The 16,129-nt window shown below is 47.6% G+C and carries 17 protein-coding genes; 7 read left to right on the top strand and 10 right to left on the bottom strand.

Translation table 11 applies throughout. The features are described 5' to 3' along the window. Positions 1-12: 12 nt before the first annotated feature. Positions 13-858, top strand: coding sequence for a metal ABC transporter substrate-binding protein (locus tag K7R11_RS05270; RefSeq protein WP_224489234.1), 846 nt, complete (start codon positions 13-15; stop codon positions 856-858). Between the two features lie 401 nt (positions 859-1,259). Here K7R11_RS05270 and K7R11_RS05265 read toward each other — a convergent pair whose 3' ends face one another. Beyond that, positions 1,260-1,406: a hypothetical protein gene (locus K7R11_RS05265; RefSeq protein WP_224489233.1), complete on the bottom strand. Its 147-nt coding sequence runs from the start codon at positions 1,404-1,406 to the stop codon at positions 1,260-1,262. A gap of 55 nt (positions 1,407-1,461) precedes the next feature. On the opposite strand from K7R11_RS05265, the gene K7R11_RS05260 reads away from it, so the two are divergent. From K7R11_RS05260 to K7R11_RS05250, 3 genes are read left to right on the top strand one after another with little or no spacing between them, the layout of a single operon-like run. Next, positions 1,462-2,505: a hypothetical protein gene (locus K7R11_RS05260; protein ID WP_224489232.1), complete on the top strand. Its 1,044-nt coding sequence runs from the start codon at positions 1,462-1,464 to the stop codon at positions 2,503-2,505. Between the two features lie 24 nt (positions 2,506-2,529). Continuing rightward, complete coding sequence (locus K7R11_RS05255; protein ID WP_224489230.1) at positions 2,530-3,201, top strand: hypothetical protein; 672 nt, start codon at positions 2,530-2,532, stop codon at positions 3,199-3,201. Between the two features lie 24 nt (positions 3,202-3,225). Continuing rightward, complete coding sequence (locus K7R11_RS05250; protein ID WP_224489228.1) at positions 3,226-3,945, top strand: outer membrane beta-barrel protein; 720 nt, start codon at positions 3,226-3,228, stop codon at positions 3,943-3,945. A 261-nt stretch (positions 3,946-4,206) separates the two neighbouring features. Here K7R11_RS05250 and K7R11_RS05245 read toward each other — a convergent pair whose 3' ends face one another. Next, positions 4,207-4,410, bottom strand: a complete 204-nt coding sequence (locus K7R11_RS05245) for a hypothetical protein (protein WP_224489226.1) — start codon at positions 4,408-4,410, stop codon at positions 4,207-4,209. Between the two features lie 110 nt (positions 4,411-4,520). On the opposite strand from K7R11_RS05245, the gene K7R11_RS05240 reads away from it, so the two are divergent. The 3 genes from K7R11_RS05240 to K7R11_RS05230 all read left to right on the top strand — a co-directional run bounded on the left by K7R11_RS05240 (position 4,521) and on the right by K7R11_RS05230 (position 10,558). Beyond that, positions 4,521-6,407: a DUF3604 domain-containing protein gene (locus K7R11_RS05240; RefSeq protein WP_224489224.1), complete on the top strand. Its 1,887-nt coding sequence runs from the start codon at positions 4,521-4,523 to the stop codon at positions 6,405-6,407. 777 nt (positions 6,408-7,184) lie between these two features. After that, positions 7,185-9,065, top strand: a complete 1,881-nt coding sequence (locus tag K7R11_RS05235; RefSeq protein WP_224489222.1) for a DUF3604 domain-containing protein — start codon at positions 7,185-7,187, stop codon at positions 9,063-9,065. Between the two features lie 674 nt (positions 9,066-9,739). Continuing rightward, positions 9,740-10,558 (top strand): hypothetical protein, encoded by an 819-nt coding sequence (locus K7R11_RS05230; RefSeq protein ID WP_224489220.1) that lies wholly within the window; start codon positions 9,740-9,742, stop codon positions 10,556-10,558. Between the two features lie 717 nt (positions 10,559-11,275). Here K7R11_RS05230 and ftsY read toward each other — a convergent pair. The 8 genes from ftsY to K7R11_RS05190 all read right to left on the bottom strand — a co-directional run bounded on the left by ftsY (position 11,276) and on the right by K7R11_RS05190 (position 16,086). Beyond that, entirely contained in the window at positions 11,276-12,229 is a 954-nt protein-coding gene (ftsY, locus tag K7R11_RS05225) for a signal recognition particle-docking protein FtsY (protein ID WP_224489218.1), read from the bottom strand. A 161-nt stretch (positions 12,230-12,390) separates the two neighbouring features. Then, entirely contained in the window at positions 12,391-12,543 is a 153-nt protein-coding gene (locus K7R11_RS05220) for a DUF4295 domain-containing protein (protein WP_224489216.1), read from the bottom strand. Positions 12,544-12,573: 30 nt separating this feature from the next. Then, on the bottom strand, positions 12,574-12,756 hold the full coding sequence (rpmG, locus tag K7R11_RS05215; protein ID WP_224489214.1) for a 50S ribosomal protein L33: 183 nt from the start codon (positions 12,754-12,756) through the stop codon (positions 12,574-12,576). A 28-nt stretch (positions 12,757-12,784) separates the two neighbouring features. Next, a complete protein-coding gene (rpmB, locus tag K7R11_RS05210; RefSeq protein ID WP_136336969.1) occupies positions 12,785-13,021 on the bottom strand; it encodes a 50S ribosomal protein L28 in 237 nt (78 codons plus the stop codon). Between the two features lie 84 nt (positions 13,022-13,105). After that, positions 13,106-14,344 carry a competence/damage-inducible protein A gene (locus K7R11_RS05205; RefSeq protein WP_224489212.1) on the bottom strand — a complete coding sequence of 413 codons (1,239 nt, stop codon included), beginning with the start codon at positions 14,342-14,344 and terminating at the stop codon, positions 13,106-13,108. 3 nt (positions 14,345-14,347) lie between these two features. Then, positions 14,348-14,683, bottom strand: coding sequence for an Hpt domain-containing protein (locus tag K7R11_RS05200; RefSeq protein WP_224489210.1), 336 nt, complete (start codon positions 14,681-14,683; stop codon positions 14,348-14,350). A 2-nt stretch (positions 14,684-14,685) separates the two neighbouring features. After that, entirely contained in the window at positions 14,686-15,297 is a 612-nt protein-coding gene (locus tag K7R11_RS05195) for a fumarylacetoacetate hydrolase family protein (RefSeq protein ID WP_224489208.1), read from the bottom strand. Between the two features lie 12 nt (positions 15,298-15,309). After that, positions 15,310-16,086, bottom strand: a complete 777-nt coding sequence (locus K7R11_RS05190; protein ID WP_224489206.1) for a 3'-5' exonuclease — start codon at positions 16,084-16,086, stop codon at positions 15,310-15,312. Positions 16,087-16,129: the final 43 nt, after the last annotated feature.

Raw genomic sequence — 16,129 nt, 5'->3', positions numbered from 1 at the left:
AATACCGCCGCTGTGACAGCGCTCAAACCCGTGGTCTATGTGAGTAATTACCCGGTCTACTATTTTGCCGATCGTATCGGAGGAAACGCCATCGACCTCCGGTTCCCTGCCGGGTCACTTTCCGATCCTTCCGGGTGGACGCCGGTAGCCGATACTATTGCAGCCATGCAATCGGCCGACCTCATCCTGGTGAACGGCGCCTCCTTTGAGAACTGGATGATGAACGTAAGCCTGCCTGAAGAAAAAGTAGTGAGTACAAGTGAATCGTTTAAAAACCAACTCCTGTCCAGTGGCGCCACTTTTACCCATAGTCACGGAGACGAAGGCGAGCACGCCCATGAAGGCACCGCCTTTACCACCTGGCTCAACCTGGAACTGGCAGCCAAACAGGCAGAACAGGTTAAAAGTGCCCTGGTGCAACTGCAACCGGAGCAAAAAGAAGTATTCGAAAAAAATTACACAGAACTTACCAGCGACCTGAACACCCTGCACGAAGCCTTCCAGCACAGCGTTCCGGAAGGAAACACTACCACCGTTGCCTTTTCCCATCCGGTATACCAATACCTGACTGAGGCTTATGGCATCGAAGGGAAAAGCCTGCATTGGGAACCGGAAACTCCCATCAACCACGACATGGAACATGAGATCGAACATTTAATGAAGGATGAAGGCGTAACCTGGATCATCTGGGAAGGCGAGCCATTACCTGAGAATGTGGAAAAACTCTCCAGGATGGGTATCAAAAGTGTGGTAATCACTCCCATGGGAGGGCAACCCGGGGATACCGACTTTTTGAAAGGGATGGAGAAGAACCTGGAGGCGATCAAGAAGATCTATGGCACCCGTGATAAGTTGTGAGTTGTGAATGTCAGAATTCGTCTTGGCGAGTTTACCTGCTAAAGGCAGGGGTACGTATTACAAATCAGCTCGTCTTTGCGAGTCCCGCAAGGCGGGACGTGGCAATCTCCCTAATTAAGGTACGGACCTGCCTGCCGCAGGCAGGGGTACGGAGGTACGGAGGTACGAGGGTAGTAATTTGAGAAGGTTAGGTAGTACTTGTCAGATCTCGTCTTTGCGAGTCCCGCAAGACGGGACGTGGCAATCTCCCTAATTAAGGTACAGGTTACGAGGTACGTGGTACGGAATATTTAATATGGTACATCTCGTCTTTGCGAGTCCCGCAAGGCGGGACGTGGCAATCTCCCCAACGCAGGTACGAGTTCGAGTTTGAGTTTGGACATGAAGATGAATTTTAATACTCACGTCTTTGCGAGTTTTCCTGTCAAAGGCAGGGCGCGTAGCATCCCGTGGCGATCTGCATCCCTGCCTCCCTGCATCCCCATCTCCCCATCTCCCTGTATCCCCACATCCCGAAATCCCTTACAACTTATTTCGTTGATTTTCATATATTTACATCATCTAAACTAAATCCCTTCGCCCCGGGGTAAGAAATTCACTACTATGGGGCACAGATATAGCACTCTCCGTAACACCTTGTGGTGTTTCCTTTTCTTATACACCATTTCCCTATCGGCTCAGGGTGTCCTGAAATTTGATAACGAAGCCTATCAGGAATACCGCGACAGCATCACCCGGATGCAGTACAATTACACCTTCCCTATCTGGGGCGATAAGGCATATGAAAGGGGCTACGACATCCCCTATCCCTGGGGTGCCAGTTTTGTGTTCTTCACCCAGCGGCAGGAGATCAGCATCGACCGAATTTTACTTGGGATCAATGGCGGTGAGCTGGTAGATTTCAGCGATTATATCGTCTTTGGGCCCACCATAGCCACCACCTATGCCTATACCTTTCGCCCGGACTTATGGGTACTGCCCTTTTTAAATATCTATGCCATATTTGGTGGTGGAACCACAGAAACGGATGTAAATCTCCTGGAACCCATCGGCCTGCAAACCACCCAGGAGCTGAGTGCCGGGTCTTTCGGTGTGGGTGCTACTCTCACCGGTGCTGTTGGCCCTGTATGGATCGCCTGGGATAACAATTATAATTGGGTCGATGTAGAGGCGGTGGTGGAACCGGTTCCCGCTTTTAATTCCAGCTTGCGTTTAGGGCATACCATTGCATCCCCGGTTAACCCGGAGCGCAGTTTGTCGGTCTGGGCGGGAGTATTCTACCAGAGCATTCAGAGTGATACGGAAGGGAGCATTCCGTTTAAAAACATTTTCCCCAGTGCAGGGTCCGGTCAAACGATAGCGAATCTGCGAAACTGGGCAGAAGGCCTTGCTCCCCCACAGCGGCTGGTGGCCAACCAGATCATTAACCGCCTGGAGGAGGGAGTAAGCGGTATTGATTTCGATAATACCACCATCGATTACTATCTGGATAAAAAGGTCGCAGCCCCTTTTAACATGATCCTGGGGGCCCAGTACCAATTCAACAAACACTGGATGCTGCGAACAGAACTGGGGGTGTTCGGAAAACGAAGCCAGTTCCTGCTCAACCTGAATTACCGCTTCCAGGGGTTGAAAAAGAAATATTAAAGAACAAATAATAAAACTATCTCCATGGATGTAGATCCGTTATCCAGAGAAGAAGCTTCCGGGTTCCGGCATCCGGGATTTCGCATTCTTGCAGGAGTTCTCGTGCTCACTGGCGGATATGCCATTTTAAGGTATCATATCTTTGGTCCCGTTCCCTGGCATATGTTCCCCACCTATGTATTCAATAAGGTTGTTTGCTTTGCCGGGTTTCTTTGTCTTGCCCTGAATTATACGCTGGGACCTATGGGCAATATCGGCATCCGGGTAGGTCAGGGATGGCTTAATGCCAGGCAAACCCTGGGTATCAGTGGATTTTTCCTTATCCTGTTCCATCTCTTCCTTAGCCTGATCCTGCTTAAACCGGAGATCTTTGGAAAATTCTTTGATGCGGATGGAGGCTATACCACCCAGGCAGGGATAAGCATGGTAGCAGGGATCGCCGCATTTCTGTTCTTATGGCTTTACAATGCTTCATTCCACACCTTTTTAAAGGAAGACCAGGCCTTTATGAGATTTATGAATTCCCGGAGAACCCTCCTTACCTCTTTTCTTTTTACTGCCTTGCACCTGTTCATGATGGGGTATCAGGGCTGGGGACGACCTCAGGATTGGCATGGAGGACTTCCGCCAATAACCCTGTTATGTTTCGTTATTTTTATCCTTGCTTATATCATAAATCTGGCCGGGAGAAAATAACTGACGCCAAATAAAAAACCACCTATGAAAACTGTCATTACCACCGTACTCCTGCTCCTGCTCTTTTCGCCTTTACACGGGCAGGTTTTAATGAGCCTGATCTTCGGGGATGACCTGAACTCCGACAAAATGGCCTTTGGGATCCACCTCGACCAGTCCTGGAACGATTACTCCCATATTGACGAAGGGAAACCCCTGCGCTCCTTTAACCTGGGGTTGTTTTTTACCCGAAAATTTGGGGGCCACTGGCGGGGCAACCTGGCCATGCTGGCCAAATATAAAAGAGGGACTTCCGAATTAGCCCCCTACTCCCTGAACGATGCTGCCCTAGACATCTCCTTTGCCGAAGCTCAGGTAGCGAGGGAGATCAACTATCTGAGTATTCCGATAACCATGCAATACGTGCTGAATTTCGGAGGTTTTATGGAATTAGGCCCACAGGTCTCCTTCCGTACCCGTGCCCGGGATATCTTTAAGACCAATTATGAAGAAAATACCCTGGTATACATTAACCGCATCGATGACGAGGTAGCCCGATGGGATTTTGGTTGGCTGGCCGGCATCGGGTATTACCTGGGGAAGGAAAAATTAACAGCCATTGGGTTCCGCTATCACGGAGGATTTTCAGACGTGCTCAAAAATGAAACCGGGAACCAGACCAATATGCAATGGGCCATTTTTGCACAGATCCCCATTGGAAGGGGGAAGATGAAAAGAGATAGTGAATCGGGAGGAGAGAAGTGAGTTGGAGTTTGAGTTGGAGTTGGAGTTTGAGTTTGAGTTTGAGTTGGAGTTGGAGTTGGAGTTGGAGTTGGAGTTTGAGTTGGAGTTCGAGATCGAATAAGAAGGCTGTACACAGTTCTTCATTCCCCTTCCGTTATCAGCTCAGCTGAAGAAATCTTCCACTATTGAAGGGAAAGGGAAGGTTTTCCATTGGAAGACTGCTAAATAATAGTTCAGAAATCGAATAATCTGATTACATATAATTTAAAATTCTCCTTCCCCTTAGTAAGGGGAAGGTGTCAATGCCACAGGCATTGACGGTAGGGGTTTTTCAAACCTTATTAGATCATAAATAGAAGGCCCAATAAAGCCAATTATAAACCTATAACAGTTTGCCACGGCCATCTGCACAGGCCTCCTAATGACCCTTGCTGCCTCCCCGTTTCCCTGCCTCCCCCTCCCCACTAATCTTTCCAATAACTTCATCTCCTCATCACTTTAGCACTATCTTCCCTTATCACGTAAACAATAACTGTTTTTTACATAACGAATTGATTTTCAGTATATTTACTGCATAAATCTTAAAATCTGATAAGATGTTACGGATCACAACCTTCCTTCTTGCCCTGATCCTTATAATTTCCTGCAAAACCGAAACAAAAAATGAAGATACTACAGATACCGCAGCAGATTCCACTGCGGTGGATATTGCTGTAAATCCTCTGAAAGAGGCCTATTTTGGCGATACCCACGTACATACCGGCTGGTCTTTTGATGCCGGACTGGACGGAGCCACTTTAACCCCGGAAGATGCCTATCGCTACGCCATGGGGGAAGAAGTCACCTCTAATTCGGGGATCAAAACCCGGATCAAAAAACCTTATGACTGGTTCCTGATCTCTGACCACTCCGATGGCATGGGCACCATAAATGAGGTGATCGACGGAAACCCTGAAATGATGGAAAGCGATATTCTCAAAGGCTGGAACGAGGCTTTTGCTTCCGGAGAGGAGTCGGCGGCGGCGGCCGCAAAAAGCGAGGTGATCAACCTGCAGTCCAATGGCCAACTCCCTGAGCAAGTCATGGATCCCAAATGGATGAAAACCGCCTGGAATAAGACCATAGATGCGGCAGAGAAATTCAATCAGCCGGGCAAATTCACCACCTTTACAGCCTATGAATGGACGGTAAATGCCGGAGGCGGAGACAACCTGCATCGCAATATCATATACAGGGATGGAGGCGATAAAGCCCGGGGAGTACTTCCACTGACCACCTTTGAAACCGAAGAGCCTAAAAAACTCTGGGCCTGGATGGCCAACTACGAACAACAAACCGGGGACCGGGTATTTGCCATTCCTCACAATGGAAATATGTCGAACGGACGTATGTATGAAGAACAACAATTCGATGGCACCCCCATGACCAAGGAATGGGCAGAAACCCGACAGAAATATGAAAGGCTGATGGAGCTCTTCCAGTATAAAGGACAAAGCGAAGCCCATCCGTGGCTATCGCCTGAAGACGAGTTTGCCGATTACGAGCTCTGGGACCGGGGGAACCTGGTTTTAAAGCCTAAAACTTCTAAAGAAGCCTGGAAAACCGAATATTACCGGGAAGGATTAAAATCCGGGATGCGTATCGAACAGGAACTGGGAGCCAATCCATTTATGTACGGTTCCAACAGTGCCAGCGACACCCATACGGCACTCTCCTCATTGGATGAATCTGAATTCTACGGAAAATTCAAGACGGTAGAACCTTCCAATGCCGAACGCTGGAAGTTCCCCCTGGTAGAGGGCAACAATGATGCCTACCAGGGATGGGAAATGGCCGCCTCCGGTACTATGGGGGTTTGGGCCGAATCCAATACCCGGGAAGCCCTTTGGGAAGCCATGTATAACCGGGAGACCTTTTCTACTACCGGGCCAAGACTAAAAATGCGGTTCTTCGGTGGTTTCGGAATTACCGAAGGTGATATGGGCCCCGAAATGGCGAAAGCAGGGTACGACAAAGGTGTACCCATGGGCAGTGTGCTGAACGGAGGACAGGGCGACCAGTCGCCGGGATTTCTGATCCATGTGGTAAAGGATCCCGACGGAGCTAATCTGGACCGCGTACAGGTGATTAAAGGATGGGTGGATGCCAACGGCAAGACTCAGGAAAAAATATACGAGGCAGCCTGGGCCGGAGACCGGGAGCTCGATGGGAACGGCAAATTACCCGCTGTGGGAAATACAGTAAACATGGAAACTGCAGCATATACAAATGATATCGGAGCGGCCGAACTCACCACATTTTGGAGCGATCCCGATTTTGACCCCTCCCTGCAGGCCTTCTATTATGTGAGGGTACTGGAAATTCCCACCCCGAGATGGACACTCTTTGATAAGATCAGGCATGATCTCGACCTCCCGGATGAGGTTCCACTGGTGCACCAGGAACGAGGGGTGAGCAGTCCGATCTGGTATACTCCGGAGTAATAGAAAGAGAAACAGAAAGAGAAACAGAAAGAGAAAGAGGTTTGAGATTGAGTAACCTCGAGTGCAACGCCAAATGTGTGGTGTATCGAGAGGCATACGCTTGATTATTGATGATAGATTATGAATTATTGATAGGTGGCTTCGCGAGTCCCACTAAAGCGAGGAATGTCAATCACCCTAATCAGTCTACCCAGGTACGAGGGATAGCCAAAATCTCCCTATTCCAGACTAACGATTCACTATAACCCAACCTTTGTCTTCGCGAGCGAACCCAGAGAGCGCTGCGATCTGCCGGATTAAAGTAAGTTTTGTATAATTGAGCACACCCCTTCCGGTCACGCTTTCAGCGTGACCGGAAGGGGTGTGCTAAAGTTAGCCCTCTTTAAATTAGGAAGGTGGATTCAGGCCACAGCCTGAAGACGGAAGGGGTATGTCCAATCTTATAAGATCATAAATAGAAGACAATAAGCAACTAATTTGGAAGCCTGAAGGAGACCTGCCTATCTACCTACCTACCCGTTTCCCCGTCTACCTGCCTCCCCTTCTCTCTCTATTATACCATTAGCGCATAACTGTAAAAACTCACACCTAATTAAATTTCAACACTCTGTATATCAGTATTTTAAAAAAATTTATAATTTTACGAAACTCCCTGCTTGCCAGAGAATTTATCCCGAGCTAAGAGATACTTCCCCATTAAAGATCAGGATTGGAACTCCCTTATTCTATGCATTTGGCAGAACATTTTTAATGAACAATTTTATTAAATAGATCAGTATGAAAATTTTTTATGTTGCATTAGTAATCGCACTATGTCCTTTAATGCTTACTGGACAGGAGATTCGTCCTACCAAGGAGGAAATGCCTGAAAAGGATAAGAATTACTCTCCTTATGTCGATCAGCATTTTCCAACAGAAATTTTTTGGGGCGATACCCACCTGCACACCTCCTATTCTACCGATGCCGGAATGGCCGGTAATACGGTTGGGCCCGAAGATGCATACAGATTTGCTATGGGCCATACGATTACAACAAGTACCGGACAAAAAGCCCGGTTAAAACGTCCCTTGGATTTCCTGGTTGTTGCAGATCATGCTGAAAACCTTGGGCTTGCTCCTTTTCTCAATGAAGGAGACCCCACAGTACTGGCTACGGAACAGGGAAAAAAATGGTATGATATGATGCAGGCTGGTAACGGATATGATGCCTTCATCGAATGGGTAGCCATGATGAACGATGGAGAAGACCTGATAGACAACCCGGATATGCAACGTACCGCCTGGGAACAGATCATCGGTTTTGCAGAGCAATACAATAATCCCGGTGTATTCACCACCATCCACGGATTTGAGTGGACTTCGGCCCCTAACGGGAATAACCTTCACCGTAATGTACTCTTCCGCGACGGGGCCGACCGGGTAAAACAGGTTGTACCCATGTCTCTATACGACTCTGAAGACCCTGAAGACCTTTGGGAATACATGAAAAATTACGAGGAAAAGACCGGGGGCAGGGCCCTGGCGATTCCCCATAACGGGAACCTGTCTAACGGGATGATGTTTATGCTGGAAACCATGGATGGGCAGCCCTTTGATGCCAATTACGCCAAAATGCGAGCCCGTTACGAGCCCGTACTTGAGGTTACCCAGCCTAAAGGTACCGGAGAAGCCCACCCCCTGTTGTCTCCCGACGATGAATTTGCCGACTTCGAGATTATTGATAAAGGAAATCTCTCCGGAAGAGAACCGAAAACTCCTGAAATGATTCGAACTGAATATGCACGAAGAGCTTTAATGGACGGTTTGGTTCTTGAGAATAAACTCGGTGCCAATCCTTTCAAATTTGGAATGGTAGGATCTACTGATGCCCACGGGGGACTGGCCTCTACCTCCGAGGAGAACTGGTGGGGTAAGGCCAACATTGTAGAACCCAGCCCGGAACGTTTTGAAGATGTTTTAATCAAATCTCCTGTTAGTGAAGACCTCGATATAAAGGCTATTGACCTCGGTGCTTCCGGACTGGCAGCAGCCTGGGCCCGGGAGAATACCCGGGAGGCCATTTGGGATGCGTTCAGGCGTCGGGAGGTATATGGTACAACCGGTTCAAGGATCAAGGTAAGGGTATTTGCAGGATGGGACTTTAAAGAAGGGGAAGAACACCTGCCCAATTTTGCCGAAGAAGGCTATAAAAGAGGGGTCCCTATGGGAGGTGATCTAAAAGCTGCTTCCTCAGGAAAGGCACCCACCTTCCTGATCAGGGCACTCAGAGATCCTGACGGGGCCAACTTGGATCGTATCCAGGTAGTAAAAGGTTTTGTGGAAAATGGCGAAGCCAAAGAAAAGATCTACAACGTAGCCCTCAGTGATGGAAGAAAAGTAAAATCAAACGGAAAAGCCGACCCAGTAGGGAACACCGTAGATGTAAAAAATGCCACCTGGACCAACTCGATTGGAGAACCCCTGTTAACCGCTTTCTGGAAGGATCCGGATTTTGATCCCGGTCAGCGTGCTTTCTACTACATAAGAGTTATTGAAATACCCCGTCCGCGATGGACCGCATACGACACCAAGTTCTACGGAGTAAAAATGCCAAGTGAAACAAAAATGACCGTTCAGGACCGCGCTTATACGAGTCCGATATGGTACACTCCGGAGTAAAAGAAAGAGAAACAGAAACAGAAACAGAAAGAGAAAGAGGTTTGAGATTGAGTCACCTCGAGTGCCACGCCAAATGCGTGGTGTATCGAGAGGCATACGCTTGATTATTGATGATAGATTATGAATTATTGATAGGTGGCTTCGCGAGTCCCACTAAAGCGAGGAATGTCAATCACCCTAATCAGTCTACCCAGGTACGAGGGATAGCGAAAATCTCCCTATTCCCGACTAACGATTCACTATAACCCAACCTTTGTCTTCGCGAGCGAACCCAGAAAGCGCGGCGATCTGCTTTATCAGGGTACGGAAGTACAAAGGTACGGAGGTACGTAGCCTGTGAGATGGATGTCTTCGCAAGCGAACACAGAGAGCGCGGCGATCTGTTAAATTATGGTAAGATTTATTATTTCAGCACACCCCTTCCTTGGAATAACCACCCCGCCCTTCGGGCACCCCTCCTTGGAAAGGAGGGGATCATGTTCCTTTTTATTTTCGGCAACTTTTAAAGAACAACACTATCCTTCCCCCGAGGGGGGAAGGTGCTTTGGCAAAGCCAAAGCGGATGGGGGGGCTTCCTCCCTGCCTCCCTGTTTCCCTGCTTCCCTATATAACGTTTTAACTCCTTAACCATATAACTGGTTAATTTTCATAACTTTACAATAAAACCACTACAAATGAAATCAACTTCTACCTTGTACAGATATGGCCTTCTGTTATTTTGTCTTTTCCTGACCTCTATTTCCCTGTTGGCACAGGAAGAACAGCAGATCTCAGAAGCCGATCTCCTGGCCAAGGAATTACAGAACCCGGTAGCCAGCCTGATCAGTGTGCCTTTCCAGTTTAATTACGATTGGGGGTTTGATCCTTATAACGGCAGCCGGATGCTCTTAAATATACAGCCGGTAGTGCCTCTGAGCATTTCGGAAGACTGGAACCTAATTGCCAGGGTGATCCTGCCGGTGATCTGGCAAAACGATGTAGTCAATACCAATAGTCAATTCGGGTTAGGGGATGCCGTGTTAAGCACCTTCTTTTCGCCTAAAAAACCCACTGCAGGCGGACTCACCTGGGGAGTGGGGCCCGTACTTCTCGTACCAACAGCCACCAAGGCCTTACTTGGAGGAGAAAAATTTGGGATTGGCCCAACGGTTGTAGCCCTGCAACAGGCCGGAAGCCTGACTATAGGAGCCTTGGTAAATCACACCTGGTCGATAGCCGGCGATGATAACCGCAGCGATGTGAACGCCACCTTTGTCCAGCCTTTTATAGCAAAAAATTTTCCAGGCGGATATGCCCTGTCCTTTAATACAGAATTAGCCCAGGATTGGGAAAATGACCTGACCCTTGGAACCATCAATTTAACGGGTTCAAAAGTTGTTTCCCTTGGCTCTCAGATGGCCTCAGTTTTTATAGGACCCCGGATTCCTTACGGGAATGCCAACCGTGCCGACTTTGGGGTACGTTTCGGTATTGCATTGCTGTTTCCTAAGTAAGGGAGGTAATGGTTAGTCGGGAGTCGTTAGTAGGGAGTCGTTAGTCGGGAGTCGGGAGCTTGCCATCCCTTCCGGTAGGAAATCCTGCCTGTACGAAGCACGGTAGGTCGTTAGTAGGGAGTCGGGAGTTGTGAGTTGTTAGTGGTTAGTCGGGAGTTGTTAGTGGTTAGTGGGAAATTGAGATGGTCAGGTTGGTTTTTAATTATTAATATTGTAAGTCTTCATCTAAAATTCAGAATTCAAAATTCACAATTCATCCATAACTACCATCGTACCTTCGTACCCCTGTACCTCTTTACCCTCATTAAGGAGATTGCCACGTCGCTTCGCTCCTCGCAAAGACGAGATGTTTTGTAATATGTATGGCAGCCGGTACCTTCGTACCTCCATACCTCCGTACCCTCGTACCCTCATTAAGGAGATTGCCACGTCGCTTCGCTCCTCGCAAAGACTAGATGTTTTGTAATATGTATGGCAGCCGGTACCTTCGTACCTCCATACCTCCGTACCTCTGTACCTTAATTAGGGAGATTGCCACGGCCATTAACATGGCCTCGCAAAGACGGATGCTACAATTTACATCCCCTTGTAACCTGTAACTTGTCACCCGTAACCCGTCACTTAAACTGGGAGATTGCCACGTCGCTTCGCTCCTCGCAAAGACGAGATGTTTTAGAAGATGTAACAGGTCACGCGTCACCCGTCACTCATCACTCATCACTTAAAAAACGAATCCACGAATTCGAACTTATTAAAAACCTGAAGATCTTCGATACCCTCACCTACCCCGATATATTTTACCGGGATCTTAAACTGGTCTGAAATACCGATCACCACGCCTCCTTTGGCGGTACCGTCGAGTTTGGTAACTGCCAGGGAGGTCACTTCCGTGGCTTTTGTGAATTGCTTTGCCTGTTCAAAGGCATTTTGTCCGGTGGAACCATCGAGTACTAACAGCACATCGTGAGGAGCATCGCCCACTACTTTTTGCATCACGCGCTTTACCTTGGTAAGTTCGTTCATCAGGTTTACCTTATTGTGCAGACGTCCTGCGGTATCTATGATCACCACATCGGCTTCCTGGGCCATGGCCGATTTCAGGGTGTCGAAAGCTACAGAAGCAGGGTCGCTCCCCATGCTTTGTTTTACGATAGGCACATCTACCCGGTCTGCCCACACCTGTAACTGGTCTATGGCTGCAGCACGGAAGGTATCGGCAGCACCCAGTACTACCTTTTTTCCCTTCTTTTTGAACTGATAGGCAAGTTTTCCGATGGTGGTGGTTTTACCAACCCCGTTAACCCCTACCACCATGATCACATACGGCTTTTTATCTGAAGGAATGGTAAATTCTGTCTCTTCACCAATATTGGTCTCAGAGAGCAGGGAGGCGATCTCTTCCCTGAGGATCTGATTGAGTTCGTCTGTACCGAGGTATTTGTCTTTGGCAACGCGTTCTTCGATACGCTCTATGATCTTAAGGGTGGTATTCACCCCGACATCACTGCTTACCAACACCTCTTCCAGGTTGTCCAGTACCTCATCGTCTACCTTAGACTTACCGGCAACGGCTTTTCCGAGTTTATTAAAAAAACTGGTCTTGGATTTTTCGAGTCCCTTATCGAGGGTCTCCTTTTTCTCTGATGAAAATATCTTTTTAAAAAAGCTCATATTCCGAAAGAATATTAACGATTCCCAATTTTACCGGGGGAATCAACCCGGTGCTGCAGATCTTTCCCGGGGGAGGTGGTGTGATCGCCTTTGTAAATATAAAAAAACAAAAAGCTACTTTCGGGAAGAAAGTAGCTTGATATACTAAAAGTTGTGAATGCTTACTTTTTGCTTAACCAATCGTTAACCGCTTCTGGAGCCATAACAGCTTCCACAAAAGTATAAGCTCCGGATTTAGGAGACTTTACCATTTTAACCGCTTTGGTTAATCTCTTCGAATTTGATTGTAATGTTGCTACTGTCTTCTTTGCCATGACGCTTCGTATTTAATTATGGCTAATTTCTTACTTGATCTCTTTGTGAACAGTCATTCTGTTCAGAATAGGATTGAATTTTTTGATTTCCATCCTATCCGGAGTATTCTTCTTATTCTTTGTCGTGATGTAACGAGAAGTTCCTGGTTTTCCGGAAGCCTTATGCTCGGTACACTCTAAAATAACCTGAATTCTATTTCCTTTCTTTGCCATCGTTCTTTATTTTCTGGATTGATCCTGATTATTTGATAAATCCTTTTGCTTTTGCCTCTTTCAATACAGCGGTAATACCCTTCTTATTGATATCTTTCAGCGCTGATGTAGATACTTTAAGAGTTATCCAACGGTCTTCTTCCGGAAGATAAAAACGCTTCTTTACAAGGTTAGCGTTGAATTTACGCTTGGTTTTGTTCATCGCGTGAGAAACGTTATTTCCCACCATCGCCTTCTTTCCTGTAAGTTCACAAACTCTTGACATTCTTATATACTTTAGTATTATTTCAAAACAGGGTGCAAATTAACGAATTATTTGCCTTTTAGCCAAGCTGCTTTGCTATTTTTTTTAAATTTCCTTCCGCAACATTTCCAGAGCCTTGTTTACAGCCCTGTTTACAACCTTTTCCCGGTGGTTTCCGAAGTTGAATTTTTCACTGAAAACTCCATCTTCCGTGGCAATGGCAATAAAAACCGTTCCCACCTCAGCATCCGACTCCCCTTTCTCCGGGCCGGCATTTCCGGTAGTAGCCACCCCATAGGTTGCACCAAGGTGTTGGCGTACTCCGAGAGCCATGGCCTCTGCCACCACTGCACTGACTACCGAATGGGTTTTAATGAGGTCTGCAGACACCCCCAGGACCTCCTCCTTTACTTTGGTGGCATAACTCACAATGCCCCCGTTAAAATACCGGGAGGCTCCCGGAACAGAGGTGATCCTGGCAGCCAGCGCACCTCCGGTACAACTTTCGGCCACCGCCAGGGTTTCTTTCTTTTCTGCCAGAAGCGCTCCTATGGCAGCCTCCACAAGTCCTTCCTCCTCGAAACCAACAATATAATCCCCTATCATGGGGTACAGGGCTTTAAAGAGCCTGTCTACTTCCTCAGTAAGCGCCTCATTATCCTCGCCCCGGGCCGTTAACCTCAGCCTGACCTTGCCCAGGTTAGGCAGGTAAGCCAGTTTTATGTGATGGGGTAAGGCATCCTCCCAGGCTTCTATTTTATTGGCAATGGCACTTTCTCCCAGTCCATAGGTAATCATGGTCTTGTGAAGAATAAACGGACGGTGGTAGGTATCCTGCAACAAAGGAAGCACCGCATTTTCGATGAGGGCTTTCATTTCATAAGGCACTCCCGGCAAGGAAACAAACACTTTCCCATTGCGCTCCATCCACATCCCCGGAGCCGTACCGAAGTGATTCTTTAAAACCCGGCACCTAGATGGTACCAGGGCCTGTCTTCGGTTGATCTCTGAGATGGGAGAGGAGATATACTGCTTAAAAAGCCATTCCACATGCTCCAGGACTTCGCGGTCCTGCACCAGCTCGTCTTCAAAATATTCACAAAGGGTATGCTTGGTAATATCGTCTTTGGTAGGACCAAGTCCGCCGGTAACGATCACCACATCCACCCGGCTTTCGGCATCAGAAAAGGCTTGCAGGATATGCTGCCGGTCGTCCTGTACCGAGGTGATCTGATACACACTGATCCCGATCCTGTTCAGTGCCTTTGCAATAAAAGCAGAATTGGAATCGATGATCTGTCCGATCAGGATCTCATCTCCAATGGTTATGATCTCCGCCTGCATAAACTACCCGATATAGTCTTTAAAAAAGGGATAGGCCTTATCCAGTTCAGCTTTTACGGTTTGGGTCAGCGAACGGATGGCATCCATATCCTTATCGCCCCTGGCATGTCCTTCGATAGCCAGCACGGCCTCAAGGGCATCATTCATCCCTAAAAGATCTGCGTTGGGCTTGATCTTATGGGCGTGCTGGTAGATCTTCTCGTGATCTCCGGCATTTACTGCACCTTCGAGGCTTTCCATATCAGCCGGGGTTTCTGACAGGAACACTTCAATGATAGACACATTGAAATCCTTATCCCCGCCAGACAATTCGTTTAACTTATCAAGATTATAACTCATGGTTATTTTATGTTTATATCAAAAATCTGTTTCTCCTGTATATACCCGGTTAACCGGTCTTCGGCCTGCACGCGGCCTACTCCTGCAGGGGTCCCTGTAAAGATGACATCTCCCTTTTTTAAGGTAAAAAAAGTAGACACGTATGCAATTAATTCGTCGATCTTCCAGAGCATAAGACTGGTATTCCCATGTTGAACGGGGTCGCCGTTCCGGAGTAACCTGAAGTCCAGGTTATCAAGGTCTCCAAACTCCTCCTTGGGATGCCATTTCCCGATAACAGCGGCTCCGTCAAACCCCTTGGCTTTCTCCCAGGGCAGGCCCTTGGCCTTTAACTGCGACTGCAGGTCACGGGCTGTGAAATCAATACCAAGGCTAACCTCGTCATAATATTTATGAGCGAACCGTTCATTAATGTGTTTCCCTACTTTTTTGATCTTGACCAGCACTTCCACCTCGTGGTGCACATCTTTGGAAAATTCAGGGATATAAAAGTCCTGTTGTTTGGGTAGCACAGCCGAATCCGGCTTCATGAAAATTACCGGGGAGGAAGGTTTTTCGTTCTCCAGCTCCTCGATATGTTCCGTGTAATTTCTTCCTATACAAATGATCTTCATATGTGGAAAAACCTAATTTAGTTTGGTATTTAGTTTGCGCAGCTTCACTGCGGTAAGCACTTTTTTGGTGTAGAGCGGGAAGTCGGCATTGAGCATCCACCCAAAATATCCGGGTTCTTCATCCAACACCTGTTCCACAGGCTTGCCTTTGTGTTTCCCGAAAGAAAAAACCTCAATCCCTTCCTCGTCATAGGCTATAAACCCGGCGAAGTCGGCATTGCGTTTGCGCTGGGTGAATTCTCCGAGAAACTTCATGTCGTTCTCCAGCTCTTCATAACGCTCCAGCTGGGCTTTCAGGATCTCATAGGTAGCCAGGGTATCGGCTTCGGCACTATGCGCATCAACCAGGGTCTTATCGCAGTAAAACTTATAAGCCGCCTCCAGGGTTCGTTTTTCCATTTTGTGAAAAATGGTCTGCACATCAACGGTGACCTTATTCCCAAGGTCAAAATCGATCCCTGCCCGAAGTAATTCTTCGGCCAGTAAAGGAATATCAAAACGATCTGAATTATAGCCGGCCAGATCACTGTCCTTGATCATGGTATAAATGGTTTTGGAGAGCTCCTTAAATGTAGGCTCAGCGGCTACTTTCTCATCGGTGATCCCGTGAATAGCGGAAGATTCCGGGGGTATGGGCATTTCCGGGTTCACCAGCCAGGTACGACTCTCCCGGTTGCCATTGGGAAATACTTTCAATATTGAGATCTCTACGATCCGGTCTTTAGCCACTTCCACCCCTGTGGTTTCCAGGTCGAAAAAGCAGATAGGTTTCGTTAAATTCAGCTCCATTGCAGGGTCTTTTTCGTTATCGTTTCGCACAAAGATAACCAAT

Source organism: Robertkochia flava (assembly GCF_020166515.1).
Taxonomy (GTDB): domain Bacteria; phylum Bacteroidota; class Bacteroidia; order Flavobacteriales; family Flavobacteriaceae; genus Robertkochia; species Robertkochia flava.
The sequence above is the reverse complement of the archived record's forward strand: the minus strand, read 5'-3'. Positions and strand labels throughout refer to the sequence as shown.

Coding starts and splice junctions, on each gene's coding strand:
- K7R11_RS05265 (WP_224489233.1), bottom strand. CDS start 1,406: ATGAAAATCAACGAAATAAGTTGTAAGGGATTTCGGGATGTGGGGATA.
- K7R11_RS05260 (WP_224489232.1), top strand. CDS start 1,462: ATGGGGCACAGATATAGCACTCTCCGTAACACCTTGTGGTGTTTCCTT.
- K7R11_RS05255 (WP_224489230.1), top strand. CDS start 2,530: ATGGATGTAGATCCGTTATCCAGAGAAGAAGCTTCCGGGTTCCGGCAT.
- K7R11_RS05250 (WP_224489228.1), top strand. CDS start 3,226: ATGAAAACTGTCATTACCACCGTACTCCTGCTCCTGCTCTTTTCGCCT.
- K7R11_RS05245 (WP_224489226.1), bottom strand. CDS start 4,410: ATGAAGTTATTGGAAAGATTAGTGGGGAGGGGGAGGCAGGGAAACGGG.
- K7R11_RS05240 (WP_224489224.1), top strand. CDS start 4,521: ATGTTACGGATCACAACCTTCCTTCTTGCCCTGATCCTTATAATTTCC.
- K7R11_RS05235 (WP_224489222.1), top strand. CDS start 7,185: ATGAAAATTTTTTATGTTGCATTAGTAATCGCACTATGTCCTTTAATG.
- K7R11_RS05230 (WP_224489220.1), top strand. CDS start 9,740: ATGAAATCAACTTCTACCTTGTACAGATATGGCCTTCTGTTATTTTGT.
- ftsY (WP_224489218.1), bottom strand. CDS start 12,229: ATGAGCTTTTTTAAAAAGATATTTTCATCAGAGAAAAAGGAGACCCTC.
- K7R11_RS05220 (WP_224489216.1), bottom strand. CDS start 12,543: ATGGCAAAGAAGACAGTAGCAACATTACAATCAAATTCGAAGAGATTA.
- rpmG (WP_224489214.1), bottom strand. CDS start 12,756: ATGGCAAAGAAAGGAAATAGAATTCAGGTTATTTTAGAGTGTACCGAG.
- rpmB (WP_136336969.1), bottom strand. CDS start 13,021: ATGTCAAGAGTTTGTGAACTTACAGGAAAGAAGGCGATGGTGGGAAAT.
- K7R11_RS05205 (WP_224489212.1), bottom strand. CDS start 14,344: ATGCAGGCGGAGATCATAACCATTGGAGATGAGATCCTGATCGGACAG.
- K7R11_RS05200 (WP_224489210.1), bottom strand. CDS start 14,683: ATGAGTTATAATCTTGATAAGTTAAACGAATTGTCTGGCGGGGATAAG.
- K7R11_RS05195 (WP_224489208.1), bottom strand. CDS start 15,297: ATGAAGATCATTTGTATAGGAAGAAATTACACGGAACATATCGAGGAG.
- K7R11_RS05190 (WP_224489206.1), bottom strand. CDS start 16,086: ATGGAGCTGAATTTAACGAAACCTATCTGCTTTTTCGACCTGGAAACC.